Here is a 16,671-nt window from a genome sequence, read left to right on the forward strand (position 1 = left end):
GGCAGGGCCAAATTTTCGTTAGAAAAATTTGATTAAGTTGAGGTTTCTGTTAATTGCTTCCGCCGTAAGGATGTTGGTTTGGGCAGTAATAATGACTCTGACTGAATAAACAACAGTTGCGGTTGCTGGAGCAGTATCTACATAAGTGTTAGCGATAACAAACCTCTGTATCCCTGCAGAAGCAAGGCTTCGGTTCAAGGTTCGGCTAGTAATAAGCGTGCCGTCTCTGTAAGTTCGAATTTCCGTAACAATATTATTGTTTGCTGTTGCATTGGTTTCTATAGCAAGTGCTTGATCAATCTTAACCCGCTGTCCGGCTATAACATTTGTCGTAACGCTCACAACGATAACCTCTGTTGGAGGAGTGACTGGAACAGCTATAGATCCAGGTACATTATTAAATGCCAGTTCAATGCTGGTTCCTGTCGGTCCGGTGGCTCCAGTAGGTCCGGTAGGTCCAGTGGCTCCAGTAGGTCCAGTAGCACCAGTCAGTCCAGTATCTCCAGTAGGTCCGGTAGCTCCAGTAGGTCCGGTAGCTCCTGTTGGTCCAGTTGCCCCAGTATCACCAGTAGCACCAGTAGCTCCGGTAGGTCCGGTAGGTCCGGTAGGTCCGGTAGGTCCAGTGTCGCCAGTAGGTCCGGTAGCGCCAGTAGGTCCAGTTGCCCCAGTAGCTCCAATAGGTCCAGTAGGTCCAGTGTCGCCAGTAGCCCCAGTGTCGCCAGTAGCTCCGGTAGGTCCAGTGTCGCCAGTAGCACCTGTTGCCCCGGTAGGTCCAGTTGCCCCAATAGCTCCAGTAGGTCCGGTTGCCCCGGTGTCGCCCAGAGGCAGTCGAACTTTGATTATCAATTTTCACTGTTACCTGTTGAGAGGCTCTCACGCCTCCTGCTCCAGGACTATTTTCTATTGGGCCTGTTGTATAAAATGCTATGATCATACCCTCCTTGCCATAAGTAGTCTATTAAAACTGGCAACATAAATGAACAAGCTGCTACTTTAACTTATTCAAGTAAAGGTAAAGGGTTTGTGCTTACGGAACCTAATTTTTAACTTGATTCTCTACTCCAGTTCCAGCCCTCCCTGGTTATATTCAAATGCTGGAGGAAGGGTTAATGTGCTGCCAAGGGGCTATCCACAATTGGAGTTTATATGAGGTTGGAGGTGCCTAAAATGGTATTTTTATCAAATCTAACCTAGTGAAAACCATTCTTTATATAAAAATCTCTTTTAGTAGAAACCGGTTTCCGTAATAAGTTGAAAAATCTCGTAAAAACCGGGTATTTAATCTGTAAGCAATTGCGTCAATGATAAAAACCAACTACAGTGTTATATAGAAAGTTAAAAAACAAACTATACATATTGAAAGTTTTATTTCGTCAAAATATGACATAGTCTTGATGTTATTAAAGAGGAAGAAGAGTAATATGGTAAATAGCCCAGAATTCTAAAAAAAAGGTATTTGTTGTTTTAATAGGGTTTTCAGAGTGAATCATAAAGTTTCACAGAACTTAATAAGCATATTTTACTAGGTAAAACTACACTAATTTGAAAATTTAAAAAATAATAATTTTTCAAAAAAAGGTGTTGATTTAATTATTTTTCAGGTGTATATTACAATTACGAAAACGCTTTCCTAAATTAAAAGACAAACCTCAAATTTTAAACGCATTATGAAAATATGAAACGATTTCAATATTTTTTTACCCTTTATGGAAATCGGTTTCGTAGTCATCGATTATTAGAATCAGGAAAGTCTTTTGGCTGGATAGCGGAGGAGTAAGCAAGAATAAATGAATCGGGGGTAATCTTACTATGAAAAAGCTGTTATCTATGTTTCTTGTTGCTTTGATGATCTTTACTGTGGCAGCCTGCAGCAATAATGAAAACGCTTCATCTGAAGAAGGAGGAGGCGGAGGCCAGGTTACTTTAAATTTTTGGGTGTTTGGAAGTACCGGATACCAAAAGCTGATTGATGAGTATCAAAAAGAAAATCCAAATGTAAAAATTAAGCTGACAGAAGGCGAAATGACCGATATCCACAACAACTTGTTTACATCTGTTTCCTCAGGCAGCGGAGCACCCGATATTTCCATGATTGAAGTGAGTGTAATGGAAAAGTTTAAAGATGCAAGCGACCGCTTCTACAACCTTCAGGAATATGGATCAGATGATGTAGCAGGGAATTTCCTAGAATGGAAATGGAAGCAAGCTCAAGCTGTGGATGGATCATTTCAGATGGGACTTCCTACTGATATTGGACCAACTGCTATGTTTTACCGTTCAGATGTAGTAGAAGCAGCGGGTCTTCCGACTGACAGTGATGAACTGGCAGCGGCAATAGATTCCTGGGATGCATTCTACGAAACTGCCAAAACAGTAAAAGAAAAAACGGGGAAGCCAATCTCCGACAGCCCCGAACTGGTTTTCAATGCGATCCGCGATCAGCAGGAACAGCAATATTTTAACGAGAAAGATGAACTAATCATTGAAGATACTGTTAAGAAATCATATGACTTTACAACAAAAATGATCAAAGAAGGATATATAGGGCAAAACGTGCTTTGGACTCCTGAATGGGGAAGCGCGATGGCTGCCGGCTCATACGCATTTATGCCTGGTGCTCCTGCCTGGATGATGGGTGTTGTAAAAGGAAACGCACCTGATGCAGGCGGAAAGTGGGCTGTAACAGCTATTCCTGAAGGCGCAGGAAACTGGGGAGGATCTTTCCTGACAATCCCTAAAGAGTCAAAGCATCCGCAGGAAGCATTTGACTTTATTTCCTGGTTAACTTCACCTGACAATCAATTAAAATCATTCCTGGATATGGGGCTTTTTCCTTCCACTCCGGATGTATATGAAAATGAAGAATTCCTCGCAACAACAGATGAATATTTCAGCGGCCAGGAGACAGCTAAAATCTTTGCTGAAGCTGCAAAGAGTGTTAAACCGATTTATATGGGCAAAAACTATGCGATCGTAAATTCTGAATTGGTTACCGCACTCACAAACGTTGCCACGGCGAAAGCAGATCCTGAAAAAGAGTGGAAAGCAGCTGTGAAGCGCATAGAGCAGCAGCTTGGAAGACAATAACGGTGATTTTGTAGCGGTCTATGGTGCTGATCATAGGCCGCTTCCATTAGAGAAAGGAGCAGAAGCATGAGTGAAATCAATATTAAGCAAACACCGTTGAATGTAAATCAGCCGGAACCAAAACAATTTTTCGACGAGAAGAAGAAGGAAGCGCTGGCCGGCTATCTCTATATATCGCCATTTTTTATATTGTTCGCCATCTTTGGAGTCTTTCCGATTCTTTTCAGTTTTTATCTTGGTTTTCAAAAATGGAATGGCTTTGGGGAAATGGAATTTGTTGGTTTTAGGAACTTCTCCTTAATTTTATCCGATCCCCTATTTTGGAAGTCACTGTCTAATACGCTCATCATCTGGGTAATGGGTACCCTTCCACAGCTTATTATCGGAATTATACTTGCCTATGCTCTGAATTCGGCCATCATAAGGTTCAAGGGAATTTTCAGGGTCGGTATATTCATGCCTTATGTTACATCTACAGTAGCGGTGGCCATTGTGTTTGGAATTATGTTCAACGATCAGCCGTTTGGATTATTCAATATCATCGCAGGGTGGTTTGGCGTTAATCCGATTAACTGGACCACGAATGAATGGGGAGTAAAAATTGCGATCTCTACGATGGTTTTCTGGAGATGGATTGGCTATAACACGATCATTTATTTAGCCGGCCTTCAGGCGATACCAAATGAATTGTATGAGGCAGCCACAATCGACGGCGCAACGACAAGGCAGAAGATACAGTATATAACGATACCGCTGCTAAGACCGATTATTATCCTGACTGTTTTTACTTCTACAATCGGGGCGCTTCAGCTGTTTACCGAACCATTGATCTTAATTGGCAGGACATTCAGGGAAGAAGGGCTGACTGTCGTGTTGTATCTGTATCGTGAGGCATTTACAAATATGGCATTCGGAACTGCTTCTGCCACTGCCATTATCCTGTTTTTAATTATTATTATGATTTCTTCCATCAACGTATTTATTGCAAATAGAATTGGAAGATAGGGGAGGGGAGTCTAGCATGAATTCTCATAAAAAAAGCTTGTTAATATCAAAAACGTTTCTCTATAGTATTCTAGCCATTGCAGCTCTTCTGTCAATCTTCCCATTCTATTGGATGTTTGTCATGGCAACAAATACGAACGAAGTGATTAACCGGATACCGCCTGCAGTATTTCCGGGAGAAGCACTTGTGAGCAACTTTACCAAAGTGGTCAATACCATTGATTTCTTTGGTGCAATGTGGAATTCCTTTGTAGTCTCTTCTATTACAACAATTGGCGTGTTGTTTCTTTGTTCTTTGGCCGGCTTTGCATTTGCGAAGCTTGAGTTTAAAGGTAAAAATATTTTGTTTGTCGCAATCCTTGTTACGATGATGATACCGCCGCAGTTAGGGCTTATTCCTCAATACATCATTATCACGAAACTGAACTGGCTGAATGATTTAAAAGCCATTATCATTCCCGGCTTAATTGATGCTTTCGGGATTTTCTGGATGAGGCAGTATATTAGCAGCAACGTTCCAGACGAAATTGTCGATGCGGCTAAAATTGACGGCTGCTCGATCTTCAGGGTGTATTGGAATATTACTGTTCCAATTATTATCCCGGCCTTTGCTACTTTGGCAATTATCAAGTTTATGTATATGTGGAATGATTTCCTCTGGCCGCTTGTGGTATTGCGTGAAACAGAAACACATACCATTCAGGTTGCCCTAAGGGGACTGATCGACAACTATGTAAGGGATAACGGAATGATTCTTTCCGGAACGTTCTGGGCAACTGTTCCTTTAGTGATCATCTTCCTGCTGTTAAACCGCTTGTTTATTTCGAGTCTGACAGAGGGCGCAGTTAAGTAAGTTTGCAGAATAACAGAACGGCATGAAAGAGAGTGAAGCGGAATGGCTGATAAAAACAATGTTTTTTACCATATTCTCCATGTGTTTACATCGTTCTTCCTGCTGAATCTTCTGTGGTTTCTCTGCTGTTTGCCGGTGGTGACGATTTTCCCGGCTACGGCAGCCATGTTTGGTACGGCAAGAGTATGGATAAAATCGGGAATTGACACAGGAGTAGTAAAAGTGTTTTTCAGCGAGTTTAGAATGAATGTCAAAAAAAGCATGATACTGGGCATTTTATGGACTGCAGGGTTTCTCGTCCTGTATATGAACTATTCCATTATGTTGCAAAGTGATTTTGCCTTAAGTAAACTGCTGCTGATTCTGCTGATTTTTGTTTCACTTCTGTTTTGTTTTATTACACTATATTCTTTTTTTCTGCTCGTAAACTATGAATTATCCATCATTCATATCATTAAGAATTCGCTGCTGCTGGCTCTCAGCCAAATGAATTATACTCTACTATTCTTTGGTATGATCCTGCTCACCATAATGATAGTCTACTATATTCCGTTTTTGCTGATCGTCAGCGGAAGTTTGCTCTCTTTCAGCATGTATGGTTTGTTTCAAAGGCTGTCAGCCAGGATTGAGCAGGAACGGAGTAAATTGCAGCCCAACATCACTTAGGAGGTATTATTATGGCAATCATTCAATTTCCAGAAAATATAAAATGGGGAACAGCGACTGCTTCCTATCAAATTGAGGGAGCTGTAAAGGAAGACGGAAGAGGTCCGTCAATCTGGGACACTTTCTGTGAAACGCCTGGCAAAGTTCTAAACGGGGACAGCGGCGAGATTGCCTGTGACAGCTATCATAGAGTAGAGGAAGACGTTAGCATAATGAAGGACCTCGGGATAGACCTTTACCGTTTTTCAGTTGCCTGGCCGCGTATTTTTCCTGAGGGTACAGGGGAAGTCAATTCAAAGGGATTGAATTATTACCACAGGCTTGTAGATGCATTGATCGAAAATGGCATTGAGCCAATGGTGACCCTGTATCACTGGGATTTGCCCCAGGCCCTTCAGGATAAAGGCGGCTGGGACAACAGAGAAACCATTGATGCGTTTGTACATTATGCGGAGGTCATGTTCAAGGAGTTTTCCGGCAAGGTGAAAAAGTGGATCACGTTTAATGAACCTTGGTGTGTGTCCTTCCTATCCAACTTCCTTGGTGCTCATGCACCGGGAAACAGAGATTTACAGCTGGCAGTCAATGTAGCGCACCATTTGCACGTTGCTCACGGCCGGACGGTTCAAAAGTTCAGGGCATATGGTTATGAAGGTGAAATCGGATATGCGCCAAACACAACTTGGCTGGAGCCGTTCAGCAATAAAGAGGAAGATATGAAAGCCTGCCGGCGCGGGGTGGGAGAATTTGTTGAATGGTTCTTTGACCCGGTATTTAAAGGAAGCTACCCTGGGTTTCTTGTAGACTGGTTTGAACAAAAGGGTGTTTCTGTTCCGATACTTGAAGGTGATATGAATGATATTCATCAGCCTGTCGATTTTGTAGGAGTCAACTACTATACAGGCAGTGTCGCCAGATTTAAAGAGAACGAAGGACTACTTGATGTAGAACAAGTGGATATGGGCTACGAAAAAACAGATATTGGCTGGAACATCTATCCCGAGGGATTTTATAAGGTGTTGACATATATTACAGAGCAATATGGAAATATTCCCATCTATATTACCGAAAACGGATCTTGCTATAATGACGAGCCTGAAAAAGGAAGAGTCAGGGATATCCGCCGTATAGATTATTTAAAACAGCATTTAACTGCTTTGAAAAGAAGCATGGACTCCGGCGTAAATATTAAAGGCTATATTACATGGTCATTAATGGATAACTTTGAGTGGGCGGAAGGCTACAGCAAGAGGTTTGGAATTGTTTATGTGAATTACCGTACACTTCAACGCATAAAAAAAGACAGCTTTTACTGGTATAAGCAGACAATTCGAAATAACTGGTTCCAAGTTTAAAGTTATGGTGATGATAGTTGGCAGATAGCCCTTCTTCAGCGGTCTATCTGCGGGTTGAAAAACCTGGGCGGCTGCAGAGTTCTCAGTATTCACTTCTGTTTTTTTCTTAAAGCCGTCCATCTGTCTCTGCCTAAGCTCCAGATGAGTTTCCATCTCCTTTTAATAGATATTTCGGGTGGAATTCGTTATGCTGTTAGTGACTGAAAATGAGAAAGTATACAAGAAAATAAGTAACCTAACAAGCTTAGGAGTTGGAAGATAAGCCATGAAATTGACAATACGCGAAATTGCGAAAATGGCAGGTGTTTCGCCGGCTACTGTATCAAAAATTATGAATAATTATGCCGGAATCAGCAATGAAACAAAGCAAAAAGTGATGAATATAATAGAAACAACCGGTTATCAGCCAACATTTTCTGCAAAATCACTGGCAACAAAGAAATCCAATCTGATTGGCCTTATTTATGCCGGAAAAATCAATGTAGAACTGAATCATCCTTTTTTTAATGAAGTGATTAATTCATTTAAAAAGACAGTTGGCAGTCATGGCTATGATATATTAATTTTCAGCAATGAAAAGTTCAACAAAGAACGGGGAGATGATTATCTCCCGCGGTCAAGGCATTATCAGGTGGATGGATGTCTGCTCATTGCCGGAGAGGAAATTGAATCGGCTGTTTATGAGCTGGATCAAAGTGATATTCCCTGTGTTGGCGTAGATATAGAGCTGAAAGGCCAGAAATCAAGTTTTGTTCTGACAGATAATCATAAGGTTTCCTCCAATGTGGTAGAACATTTATATTTAAACTCTGTTCGTGATATTGGCTATATAGGCGGTATGAAGGACTCTATCATCTCCAAGCTGCGGACAGAGGGGTTTATAAAAACGATGAACCAATTCGGTCTTTCCGTTAAAGAAGATTGGATGGCTTTTGGGGATTTTCATGAAGGAAGCGGCTATGAAGCAATGAAGAAAATACTAGCGAAAAAACCATATCCAAGAGCCGTTTTCGCTGCTTCAGATATGATGGCGCTTGGAGCAATGAGTGCAATCAGAGAGCATGGATTAAGAGTTCCTGAAGATATTGCGCTCATCGGCTGTGATGATATTGAAGCATGCCGGTACAGCGACCCCAAGCTGACAACTGTAAAGCAGGATAAAGAAAAGCTCGGTAAACTTGCGGCATACATGCTGATGGACATTATCAATGGAGACCATGAGTCCAAATCTGTTTTAGTTGATCCCGAATTAATTGTCCGGGAATCATGCGGAGTGCACAATATAAAAAAATTAAGAGCATAACCATCCTTACGGATAAAGTTTGAAGTACTCATCAAATTTTATCCTTTTTATTAAGAGGTATAGAAACCGCTTTCTTAAACTGGGGAACAAACTATGCATAGTAGTCTTTTGATAGAAATGGAGCGAGGTTTTTATGGGGAATTTATCAGGAAAATGGGCATTTGTCACAGGGTCGAGCAGAGGAATTGGCCAGCAGATTGCCATTGCTCTCGCAGAAGAAGGCTGCAATATCATCGTTCACGGCAGGAAGAAGGAACATACGAAAGCCACACAGGAGCTCCTAAAACCTTTTTCTGTTGACTTGATGATAGTGGAAGGGGATCTGGCAACTGAAGAGGGAGTAAAGAATGTCATTCGTCAGGTTCAATCCAATGAGGGTAAAGTCGATATCCTTTACAACAATGCTGCAATTCAAAGTCCCTCCAAGCTCATATGGGACTTTACAATAGAAGATTTCAGTTCAGTGCTGGCTGTAAATTTCTACAGCATCGTTCTGCTTTGCCAGGCTTTTGCTCCTGCAATGAAGGAAAACGGCTATGGAAGGATCATTAATATATCATCAGGTATAAAAGATCAGCCTGATTTGAGTCCTTACGGTGTTTCAAAGGCTGCAGTTGATAAGTTCACTCAGGATTTTGCTTTTGAGTTGAGAAATACAGGCGTCCTTGTGAATGCTCTTGATCCCGGCTGGCTAAAAACCGATCTTGGCGGTCCGAACGCCTGGGACGAGGTTGAAACAGTTAAACCTGGTGCTATCACGCTTGCTTTATTTGAAAATGACGGCCCTACCGGACAATGGCTGAGCGCACAGGAAATCCGAAAGGAAGAGAAACTATGAAATTTCCTGAGCAGTTTATCTGGGGAACGGCCACATCTTCTTATCAAATAGAAGGCGCAGTGAAAGAAGACGGCCGCGGAGAATCAATTTGGGACAGATTCTGCAGAATTCCGGGCAAAGTAAGAAATAAGGAAAATGGAGATATTGCCTGCAACCATTATTTTTTATATGAAGAAGATATAAAGCTTATGAAATCACTCAACATCCAGTCTTACCGCTTTTCAACTGCTTGGTCCAGGATTTTTCCGGAAGGAACCGGGAAGCCAAACAGTAAAGGGCTGGATTTTTACAAGAGACTAATCGACTGCCTTCTTGAACATGAAATAGAACCGCTGCTGACTTTATATCATTGGGATCTGCCACAGCTTCTTCAGGACAAAGGAGGCTGGACTAACCGGTATACTGCTGAGTACTTTACGGAATACAGCACGTTTCTGTACAGGGAACTCGGGGACAGGGTGAAAAAATGGGGTACACATAATGAACCATGGGTGGTTTCCTATAAAGGATACGCGCTTGGAAACGCTGCTCCGGGATATCTTGATTTTCGCTCGCATTTGAAGGCTTCACACCATCTCTTGCTGTCACATGGAAGGGCCGTTTCGGCATTTCGGGAGCTTGGGCCGAAGGATGGGCAGATTGGCATCACGCTTAACATTGAGCCGACATACCCCTTTGAGGATGATGAAGAGTGCAGAACTGCAGCAAAAATAAAAGACGGCTTCTCCAACAGGTGGTTTCTCGATCCTGTTCTAAAAGGACAGTACCCGGCAGATATTATGGAGCTTTACTCAAAATTTGAAACCTTTGACTATATAAAGCAAAACGACCTCCATGTTATGTCTTCTTCAATTGATTATCTCGGTATCAATTATTATTCCATTTCTACGAACAAGCCCGGGCCTGAGGGAGAACTTGGTTTTCTCGGAGTGGAGTCAGTTAAAACCGGCAGGCCTGTTACATATATGAACTGGGAAATTGAGCCGCAGGGATTATATGATATCCTTCTTCGCATGAAAAATGAATATGGAGACATCCCTTTGTATATCACCGAAAATGGTGCTGCTTATGATGATACGGTGGATGAGGACGGTTCAGTTTCTGATGAAGACCGAAGACTCTTTATAGAAATGCATCTCCAAGCATGCAGAGAAGCAATAGATGCAGGTGTGAACCTGAAAGGATATTATCTGTGGTCATTCATGGATAATTTTGAATGGAGATACGGATACTCCAAGCGGTTTGGAATGGTCCATGTCGACTATAATACCCAAAAACGAACTCCGAAGAAAAGTGCGCTCTGGTATAAAAAAGTAATTGAAACCAACTCTATCCCGGGAAAAGAGAATAGTACAGTGAGTTAACCTTGAGCAGGACAACTTGTATCCGAGTACAGTTGATCCGCCATCAAAAGAAATAAGCGGAGCTTTTCCGTTTACGTGCAGGGAATAGCTTTTTTTCAGGGAAATAAGAGAAGGATTTCCGGTTATGGTGATGAAAAACCCTTATTTTCACGTTATTTTAGATGGTAGCCGGAATGTCTCCGGCTATTTCCGGCTTTTTCTATGCTATTTTTAAAATAAGCGGAAATGATACGTCTATTTTACCGGAACAGCTTAACCCATCCTGCAACTTACGTAAGAAAGCCGGCTTCTTTAAAAGAAACCGGCTGTTTATAGTTCCCGTGCCGTAACAAGTGAAATAACTGCTGCAAAATCTATAAAGGCAAACAAGCAAATGGAGCTCCAGGTGGTATTATCGTCAACGGCTTTCGTTTATACTCGACTTTATGTTATGAAAACTCTCTGAAGGCAGCAGGCATATTCCGCACAGAAACAAGGCAGCACAGAGCATGACCACCGAACCCGCCAGCACGGCAGCTGCCGTTGACACCAGTTGTGCAGCTGCTCCGAGAGTAAAGACTGCAATCACGATTAACCCCGCTTCCAGCAGCCCGTAGGCACTTGTAATTCTTCCCATGTATTCGGAAGGAATGTTGAATTGGTAAAAGGTCATAAAACCTGTATTTGCAAAAGCAATGGAAAACGCCAGAAAGAAGAATGACAGTGCTGCTGCAGGAAAAGAGCCTGACAGGCTGTATCCCATATAGCCTAAAGCCATCACAACAGCACCTAGACCAATTGATAGGGAAGTCGGTATCTTTTTGACAAACAGAGCATTAACAGCTGCTCCTGCTATGATGCCTGCTCCAGCAGCACTCACGAGAAACCCATATTCCTCATTGGAGAGAGAAAGGACTTCTTTTGCAAACACTGCCTCCAATGAATCAAGTGCGCTGGCCATGACTATCATGATAAAGCTGAATAAAAGATAAACCACCATTACATATTTATGATGTCTGCTGAAGAAAATTACTGTTTTCCAATCTTCTATTAATGTGCTGTATGCAGATTTTTTCACTGCAGCTCCTGTAACCTCTCCTTTTTCCACATCCGGCATGAGGACTGTTAGAAGTCCGGATAAAAGGAATGCCGCAGCATTGATATAAATGGCGAAGGAAGGTGTCCCCATCATAAACAGCAGACCTGCAATTGCCGGGCCGATAAGAAATGCGCCCGATTGAATGAAGCTTAACAGTGAGTTGAAGCGCTTTCTGTCACCCTTCGGAATCAGCTTTGCAATATAGACCATGGACGAAGGGCGGAACAAGGAATTGGCGATGTTCACAAGAAACACAATGCTGTAAATCTGCCACATTGAAGAGCAGAATGGAAGAAAGAGAAGAATGAAAGCTCTGACTAAATCCAAACCAATCATGATTCTCCTTTTATTGCTCCTGTCGATCAGGCTGCCTGCCCACCAATTTGTAAACAGAGCAGAAATTGGACTGATCATATAAAGTGCTGCAACAGCCAGTGCAGAGCCCGTTTTATCCAGTACAATCAGGTTTAAAGCGATCAAGTAAATCCAGGCACCGATATTGGATAAGCCGATGCCGAACAAAAGGATGAAAGAGTATTTCCAGGTTTTCGAATTCATAATGAATGCCCCCCGCGATATGTTCACGAATGTTTTCAAAACATCCGCGCATAAAAAAATCCCACCCCCAAGAACAGTTGTCTTGGGGGCGAGATTTGTATTCGCGGTGCCACCCCAGTTTGCTGCTTCGTCGCCTCTGCAGCCTCATTCAGTACGGCAGCATGCTGCTGCGATACTATAGCCCGTTAACGGGGGCTTCCGGAACACCATCACATGTTAGATCCGATGCACAGCTCAGAGGCTTGTTTCAATAAAGGCTTCCCAGCTCCTTCTCAGCGTATCGGAGCTCTCTGTATGGGATAGTGCTTTATTTACTCTTCTCATCATCGCTTTTTATTATCATTATCCTAACACATGGATGAAAAGAGAAAAAGAAAAAATTAAAAGAATTTTACAAAAATTATTGATAGCGCTTTCAGATTTGTGTTATGATTTACCTACAAGTTAATGTAACGTGATGGAGAATTGGAGATCACACAGTCATTCCTGCCGCCTGGCGGCAGGAATGACTGTGTGATCTTTTCTTGCTCCAAATAGCATGTATTACCAGAGTAATTCAATTTAAAGAGTGGTTAAATCCGATAGCCGTTGGGTTATTAATAGTAGTAATAGGAAAGCGTCTATGAGGAACGACCAGCTAAGTAATCAACCATGCGCTTAATGTCCAATTGCGTAAAGACTTAAGCCTTGATTTCGGCAGTGGTGCTGATGCTTTGAGATGCTATTGAAGCAGTTTTATATGCACACTGCTGTGACGGCGGCTGTATCCGCTTTTTGCTTATATTCAGCACAAATCGTTCAGAATCTGTAAAAACCGGATTTTATGTTTCTTAAAAAGGGGGATTTTCAAATGGAAAACTATATACTATCTCTGGATCAGGGTACGACAAGCTCAAGAGCGATCTTATTTAATAAGAAGGGCGAAATTGTTCATACTGCTCAAAAGGAATTTACACAATACTTTCCGAAGCCGGGCTGGGTGGAGCATAATGCCAATGAGATTTGGGGCTCAATTTTGTCTGTTATTGCAAGTGCGTTATCAGAATCAGGTATAAAACCGCAGCAGGTTTCCGCAATTGGCATTACGAATCAGCGTGAAACGGCAGTAGTGTGGGACAAAGAAACCGGCCAGCCTGTCTACAATGCCATCGTATGGCAATCGAGGCAGACGAGCCAGATTTGCGAAGAGCTGAAGGCTGAGGGACTGAACGATACATTCCGCGAAAAAACGGGACTGCTGATTGACGCTTATTTCTCAGGTACAAAAGTGAAATGGATTTTGGATAACGTGGAGGGAGCGCGCGAAGAAGCAGAGGCTGGAAAGCTGCTGTTTGGAACAATAGATACGTGGCTGATCTGGAAGCTGTCTGGAGGCGCAGCTCACGTGACAGACTATAGCAACGCGTCAAGAACGCTGATGTTTAACATTTATGACTTAAAATGGGATGAAGAGCTTTTGGAAATCCTGGGAGTGCCTGCGAGCATGCTTCCTGAGGTAAAAGGATCTTCAGAGGTATATGCCCATACGGTTGATTATCATTTCTTTGGCCAAAATGTACCGATTGCCGGAGCAGCGGGCGATCAGCAGGCTGCATTGTTCGGCCAGGCCTGCTTTGAAAAAGGAATGGCTAAAAACACGTATGGCACAGGCTGTTTCATGCTGATGAACACTGGTGAGAAAGCAGTTCGTTCCGATAATGGCCTGCTGACAACTCTTGCATGGGGAATTGATGGAAAAATAGAGTATGCGCTTGAGGGAAGTATCTTTGTTGCCGGTTCTGCCATTCAATGGCTCCGTGACGGCTTAAGAATGTTGAAACATGCCAAGGACTCTGAGGAATATGCCGCCAGAGTAGAATCTACAGATGGTGTTTATGTAGTACCTGCATTTGTAGGTCTCGGTACACCCTATTGGGACAGTGACGTAAGAGGAGCTGTTTTTGGAATAACAAGGGGAACAGACAAAGAGCATTTTGTTCGTGCAACGTTGGAGTCTCTGGCATATCAGACGAAAGATGTGCTTGCGGCAATGGAGGCAGACTCCGGCATACAGCTGAAAACACTTCGAGTAGACGGCGGAGCAGTGGCCAATAACCTGTTGATGGAATTTCAAAGCGACTTGCTGGATGTGCCGGTTGAACGGCCTGTCATCAATGAAACAACTGCACTTGGTGCTGCCTATCTAGCAGGGCTTGCAGTCGGCTACTGGAGCAGTCAGGAAGAAATTGCAAAACAATGGGCCGTTGACACCACCTTCGAACCGAAGATGGATGCGCAAACGAGAGACGAAAGATACGGCGGCTGGAAAAAAGCTGTTAAAGCAGCGCAGGCATTTAAATAATAAGGAGAATGGCATTTCACCGATAACGAAATAGGGAAAAGGAATCAAACGAACATATATAGTTGACGGCAGGGTTTATTGATTGTAAAATATAACCAATTGAATAGCGTTCTTCTTATGAAGAGAGATGGAGGGATTGGCCCTTTGAAGTCTCAGCAGCAGGTTCTGCTTGGCAGAATACTGTGCTAAATCCAGCAAGCCCGGCGGCTTGGAAGATGAGAAGAGGTTACCGTTCGGTTTATCCAGCCTCTTCCTGTTTTTAGGGAGAGGTTTTTATGTGCAATATTTTTTTAGTGCAGAAATTTTAGACGAACCAGGGGTCGCAGCAGCCGCCAAAGTGTTTTGAGCAATTGGTAATGATGGAAAGATAGGAGGAATAAGGATGGGAGAATTGATACGCAGGGCAATTGAAATCAGGAGAGAAGAGCTTATCCGCATGCTGCTGGATCACGGGGTGTTTAAAAAAAATGATTTGCATTTATTTCAGCTTACTTTGACAGAACTGGAAGAAGAATTCCGGCAGATACTGAGCAGCCCAAAAGCACAGTGAAGGGGATGGAGGAGAGTCCTGTACTCTCCTCATTCTTTTGCAGGTATCTGGTTATCTGAAGTAGAAGAGATACATAGAATGAGATACAAAAGAGGTCGATAGAGTTGAAAGAAATTTCCCTGGGAATGTTGGCATCAGTCTTTTTTGCAGTAACGTTTGTGCTCAATCGTTCAATGGAGCTTTCAGGTGGAAGCTGGTTATGGAGTTCGTCACTGCGCTTTTTCTTTATGCTTCCGTTTTTATTTTTGATTGTCGCACTGAGAGGCAATCTTAAGGAACTGATAACAGAAATGAAAAGCGCTCCTTTTCAGTGGCTGATCTGGAGCTTTTTTGGATTTCTTCTTTTTTATGCCCCGATTACCTTTGCAGCAGCATACGGACCCGGCTGGCTTGTTGCGGGAACCTGGCAGACAACGATTGTAGCCGGAACATTGCTGAGTCCGCTGTTTTTTTATAGTAAAAAAACAGGTAACGGGGAAGAATGGATAAGGCATAAAATTCCTAAAAGAGAGTTAGGTATATCCGTTTTTATATTGGCAGGAGTTGTGCTGATTCAGGTGCAGAGGGGAGGGAGTGCATCAGGAACAGAGCTTGCAGCAGGCATGCTTCCTGTAGTGGTCGCTGCCTTTGCCTATCCTCTGGGAAACCGGAAGATGATGGAGTTTTGCAAAGGAAAAATCGATACGTTTCAGAGAATACTCGGCATGACGATAAGCAGTCTTCCATTCTGGATTGTGATTGCTGCAGCAGGTTATGCAGCAGCCGGCCCTCCGCAGCCAAGCCAGCTGGCTCAGTCATTTATTGTTGCTGTTTGTTCGGGCGTAATTGCCACAATTCTGTTTTTTATGGCCACTGACAGGGTAAGAGACAATCAAAGCCGCCTGGCTTCCGTTGAAGCCACGCAATCTGCACAGGTGGTGTTCGTACTACTGGGAGAAATTCTTCTTTTATCCTCACCGCTTCCGAATCAGCTGGCACTGGCAGGGATGGGAGTGATTGTGGCGGGTGTAATTTTGCACAGCTTGCAAAAAAATAAGAAGGAGAGGAGAGAGTATACTTGAAGCACTCGGGCTTTAGTATTTATCTATGGATTCTTCTGTTTTGCAGCCTAGTTGGACTGGGAATGCGATTTTATGCCATGGACTTTTATGGCGGCACATTATTTTCAACAGGAAATGCAGATATTCTCATTCTGCTAATGGTAATTGGACTCAGCATCTTTATGCTGATAAAACCAAGACGAAGTAAATAAAAAACCAAGTGAGCCGGCAATGACTACTGCCGGTTCATCGTTTACGAAGGCTCATGGCAAGAAAATAGCAATCCTTCACTAAACCTTTTTATAAATGCCTCGAAATTCTGCCGGAAATAACAATACCTTCATTTTAGCTCAATCTTTCCTACCACTTCCAAACACCAAGGAGCACCAAAACCAGCCTTTCAAACCTTTTTATCTTTATCCTCCAGAAGACTCCCTCTTCAAGCGCGTGATGAGATTTAGCTCAGCGATAAGGGGGAGATGAATGGAGGTTGGCGATAGCCAAAACACTCACTGTCATGGTAAAATTAGAACGTGCGTTCCTATATAGCAAGGTGAAATCATGTTAGTTAAAAAGGCGTTTAAGTTTCGTATCTTCCCTAATCAAAAACAAATGGAGTTAATCAATAAGACG

Annotated in this window: 15 protein-coding genes, 1 riboswitch and 1 other annotated feature; of the genes, 13 read left to right on the forward strand and 2 right to left on the reverse strand. The window is 42.8% G+C overall.

Annotation, left to right across the window (positions count from 1 at the left end):
• Nucleotides 1-18: 18 nt before the first annotated feature.
• Nucleotides 19-846 (reverse strand): collagen-like domain-containing protein, encoded by an 828-nt coding sequence (locus GJU40_RS14185; protein ID WP_154308730.1) that lies wholly within the window; start codon nt 844-846, stop codon nt 19-21.
• A gap of 963 nt (nt 847-1,809) precedes the next feature.
• Here GJU40_RS14185 and GJU40_RS14190 point away from each other — a divergent pair.
• From GJU40_RS14190 to GJU40_RS14225, 8 genes are all read left to right on the forward strand, one after another.
• Nucleotides 1,810-3,087, forward strand: a complete 1,278-nt coding sequence (locus tag GJU40_RS14190) for an ABC transporter substrate-binding protein (protein WP_154308731.1) — start codon at nt 1,810-1,812, stop codon at nt 3,085-3,087.
• 66 nt (nt 3,088-3,153) lie between these two features.
• Entirely contained in the window at nt 3,154-4,092 is a 939-nt protein-coding gene (locus GJU40_RS14195) for a carbohydrate ABC transporter permease (RefSeq protein WP_154308732.1), read from the forward strand.
• Nucleotides 4,093-4,108: 16 nt separating this feature from the next.
• On the forward strand, nt 4,109-4,945 hold the full coding sequence (locus tag GJU40_RS14200) for a carbohydrate ABC transporter permease (RefSeq protein ID WP_154308733.1): 837 nt from the start codon (nt 4,109-4,111) through the stop codon (nt 4,943-4,945).
• Between the two features lie 42 nt (nt 4,946-4,987).
• The gene (locus tag GJU40_RS14205; RefSeq protein WP_154308734.1) at nt 4,988-5,611 is read left to right on the forward strand and encodes a YesL family protein; all 624 of its coding nucleotides are present in this window, start codon (nt 4,988-4,990) and stop codon (nt 5,609-5,611) included.
• Nucleotides 5,612-5,622: 11 nt separating this feature from the next.
• Nucleotides 5,623-6,966 carry a GH1 family beta-glucosidase gene (locus GJU40_RS14210; protein WP_154308735.1) on the forward strand — a complete coding sequence of 448 codons (1,344 nt, stop codon included), beginning with the start codon at nt 5,623-5,625 and terminating at the stop codon, nt 6,964-6,966.
• A gap of 265 nt (nt 6,967-7,231) precedes the next feature.
• Nucleotides 7,232-8,269, forward strand: coding sequence for a LacI family DNA-binding transcriptional regulator (locus tag GJU40_RS14215; RefSeq protein ID WP_154308736.1), 1,038 nt, complete (start codon nt 7,232-7,234; stop codon nt 8,267-8,269).
• A 133-nt stretch (nt 8,270-8,402) separates the two neighbouring features.
• On the forward strand, nt 8,403-9,107 hold the full coding sequence (locus GJU40_RS14220) for an SDR family NAD(P)-dependent oxidoreductase (protein ID WP_154308737.1): 705 nt from the start codon (nt 8,403-8,405) through the stop codon (nt 9,105-9,107).
• Nucleotides 9,104-10,471, forward strand: coding sequence for a GH1 family beta-glucosidase (locus GJU40_RS14225; RefSeq protein ID WP_212029844.1), 1,368 nt, complete (start codon nt 9,104-9,106; stop codon nt 10,469-10,471). Before GJU40_RS14220 ends, GJU40_RS14225 begins: the two co-directional genes overlap by 4 nt.
• Before the next feature lie 397 nt (nt 10,472-10,868).
• Here the strand turns inward: GJU40_RS14225 and GJU40_RS14230 are convergent, their stop codons facing one another.
• Nucleotides 10,869-12,107 carry an MFS transporter gene (locus tag GJU40_RS14230; protein WP_154308739.1) on the reverse strand — a complete coding sequence of 413 codons (1,239 nt, stop codon included), beginning with the start codon at nt 12,105-12,107 and terminating at the stop codon, nt 10,869-10,871.
• An 81-nt stretch (nt 12,108-12,188) separates the two neighbouring features.
• Nucleotides 12,189-12,443: a binding site (T-box leader), on the reverse strand.
• Nucleotides 12,444-12,957: 514 nt separating this feature from the next.
• Here GJU40_RS14230 and glpK point away from each other — a divergent pair.
• The 5 genes from glpK to GJU40_RS14255 all read left to right on the forward strand — a co-directional run.
• Nucleotides 12,958-14,448: a glycerol kinase GlpK gene (glpK, locus tag GJU40_RS14235; protein ID WP_154308740.1), complete on the forward strand. Its 1,491-nt coding sequence runs from the start codon at nt 12,958-12,960 to the stop codon at nt 14,446-14,448.
• Between the two features lie 112 nt (nt 14,449-14,560).
• Nucleotides 14,561-14,670, forward strand: a riboswitch (SAM riboswitch).
• 160 nt (nt 14,671-14,830) lie between these two features.
• Nucleotides 14,831-14,998, forward strand: a complete 168-nt coding sequence (locus tag GJU40_RS14240; protein WP_154308741.1) for a Fur-regulated basic protein FbpA — start codon at nt 14,831-14,833, stop codon at nt 14,996-14,998.
• 104 nt (nt 14,999-15,102) lie between these two features.
• Nucleotides 15,103-16,059, forward strand: coding sequence for a DMT family transporter (locus GJU40_RS14245; RefSeq protein WP_154308742.1), 957 nt, complete (start codon nt 15,103-15,105; stop codon nt 16,057-16,059).
• Nucleotides 16,056-16,250 carry a hypothetical protein gene (locus GJU40_RS14250; RefSeq protein WP_154308743.1) on the forward strand — a complete coding sequence of 65 codons (195 nt, stop codon included), beginning with the start codon at nt 16,056-16,058 and terminating at the stop codon, nt 16,248-16,250. The genes GJU40_RS14245 and GJU40_RS14250 overlap by 4 nt, the downstream gene beginning before the upstream one ends.
• A gap of 349 nt (nt 16,251-16,599) precedes the next feature.
• Nucleotides 16,600-16,671, forward strand: a 72-nt coding sequence (locus GJU40_RS14255) for a helix-turn-helix domain-containing protein (protein ID WP_154306416.1), incomplete at its 3' end; no start/stop codon positions are given.

Origin of the sequence: Metabacillus lacus (assembly GCF_009674805.1) — a bacterium.
Lineage (GTDB): Bacteria > Bacillota > Bacilli > Bacillales > Bacillaceae > Metabacillus_C > Metabacillus_C lacus.

Coding starts and splice junctions, on each gene's coding strand:
- GJU40_RS14225 (WP_212029844.1), top strand. CDS start 9,104: ATGAAATTTCCTGAGCAGTTTATCTGGGGAACGGCCACATCTTCTTAT.
- GJU40_RS14215 (WP_154308736.1), top strand. CDS start 7,232: ATGAAATTGACAATACGCGAAATTGCGAAAATGGCAGGTGTTTCGCCG.
- GJU40_RS14230 (WP_154308739.1), bottom strand. CDS start 12,107: ATGAATTCGAAAACCTGGAAATACTCTTTCATCCTTTTGTTCGGCATC.
- glpK (WP_154308740.1), top strand. CDS start 12,958: ATGGAAAACTATATACTATCTCTGGATCAGGGTACGACAAGCTCAAGA.
- GJU40_RS14205 (WP_154308734.1), top strand. CDS start 4,988: ATGGCTGATAAAAACAATGTTTTTTACCATATTCTCCATGTGTTTACA.
- GJU40_RS14210 (WP_154308735.1), top strand. CDS start 5,623: ATGGCAATCATTCAATTTCCAGAAAATATAAAATGGGGAACAGCGACT.
- GJU40_RS14195 (WP_154308732.1), top strand. CDS start 3,154: ATGAGTGAAATCAATATTAAGCAAACACCGTTGAATGTAAATCAGCCG.
- GJU40_RS14200 (WP_154308733.1), top strand. CDS start 4,109: ATGAATTCTCATAAAAAAAGCTTGTTAATATCAAAAACGTTTCTCTAT.
- GJU40_RS14240 (WP_154308741.1), top strand. CDS start 14,831: ATGGGAGAATTGATACGCAGGGCAATTGAAATCAGGAGAGAAGAGCTT.
- GJU40_RS14220 (WP_154308737.1), top strand. CDS start 8,403: ATGGGGAATTTATCAGGAAAATGGGCATTTGTCACAGGGTCGAGCAGA.
- GJU40_RS14190 (WP_154308731.1), top strand. CDS start 1,810: ATGAAAAAGCTGTTATCTATGTTTCTTGTTGCTTTGATGATCTTTACT.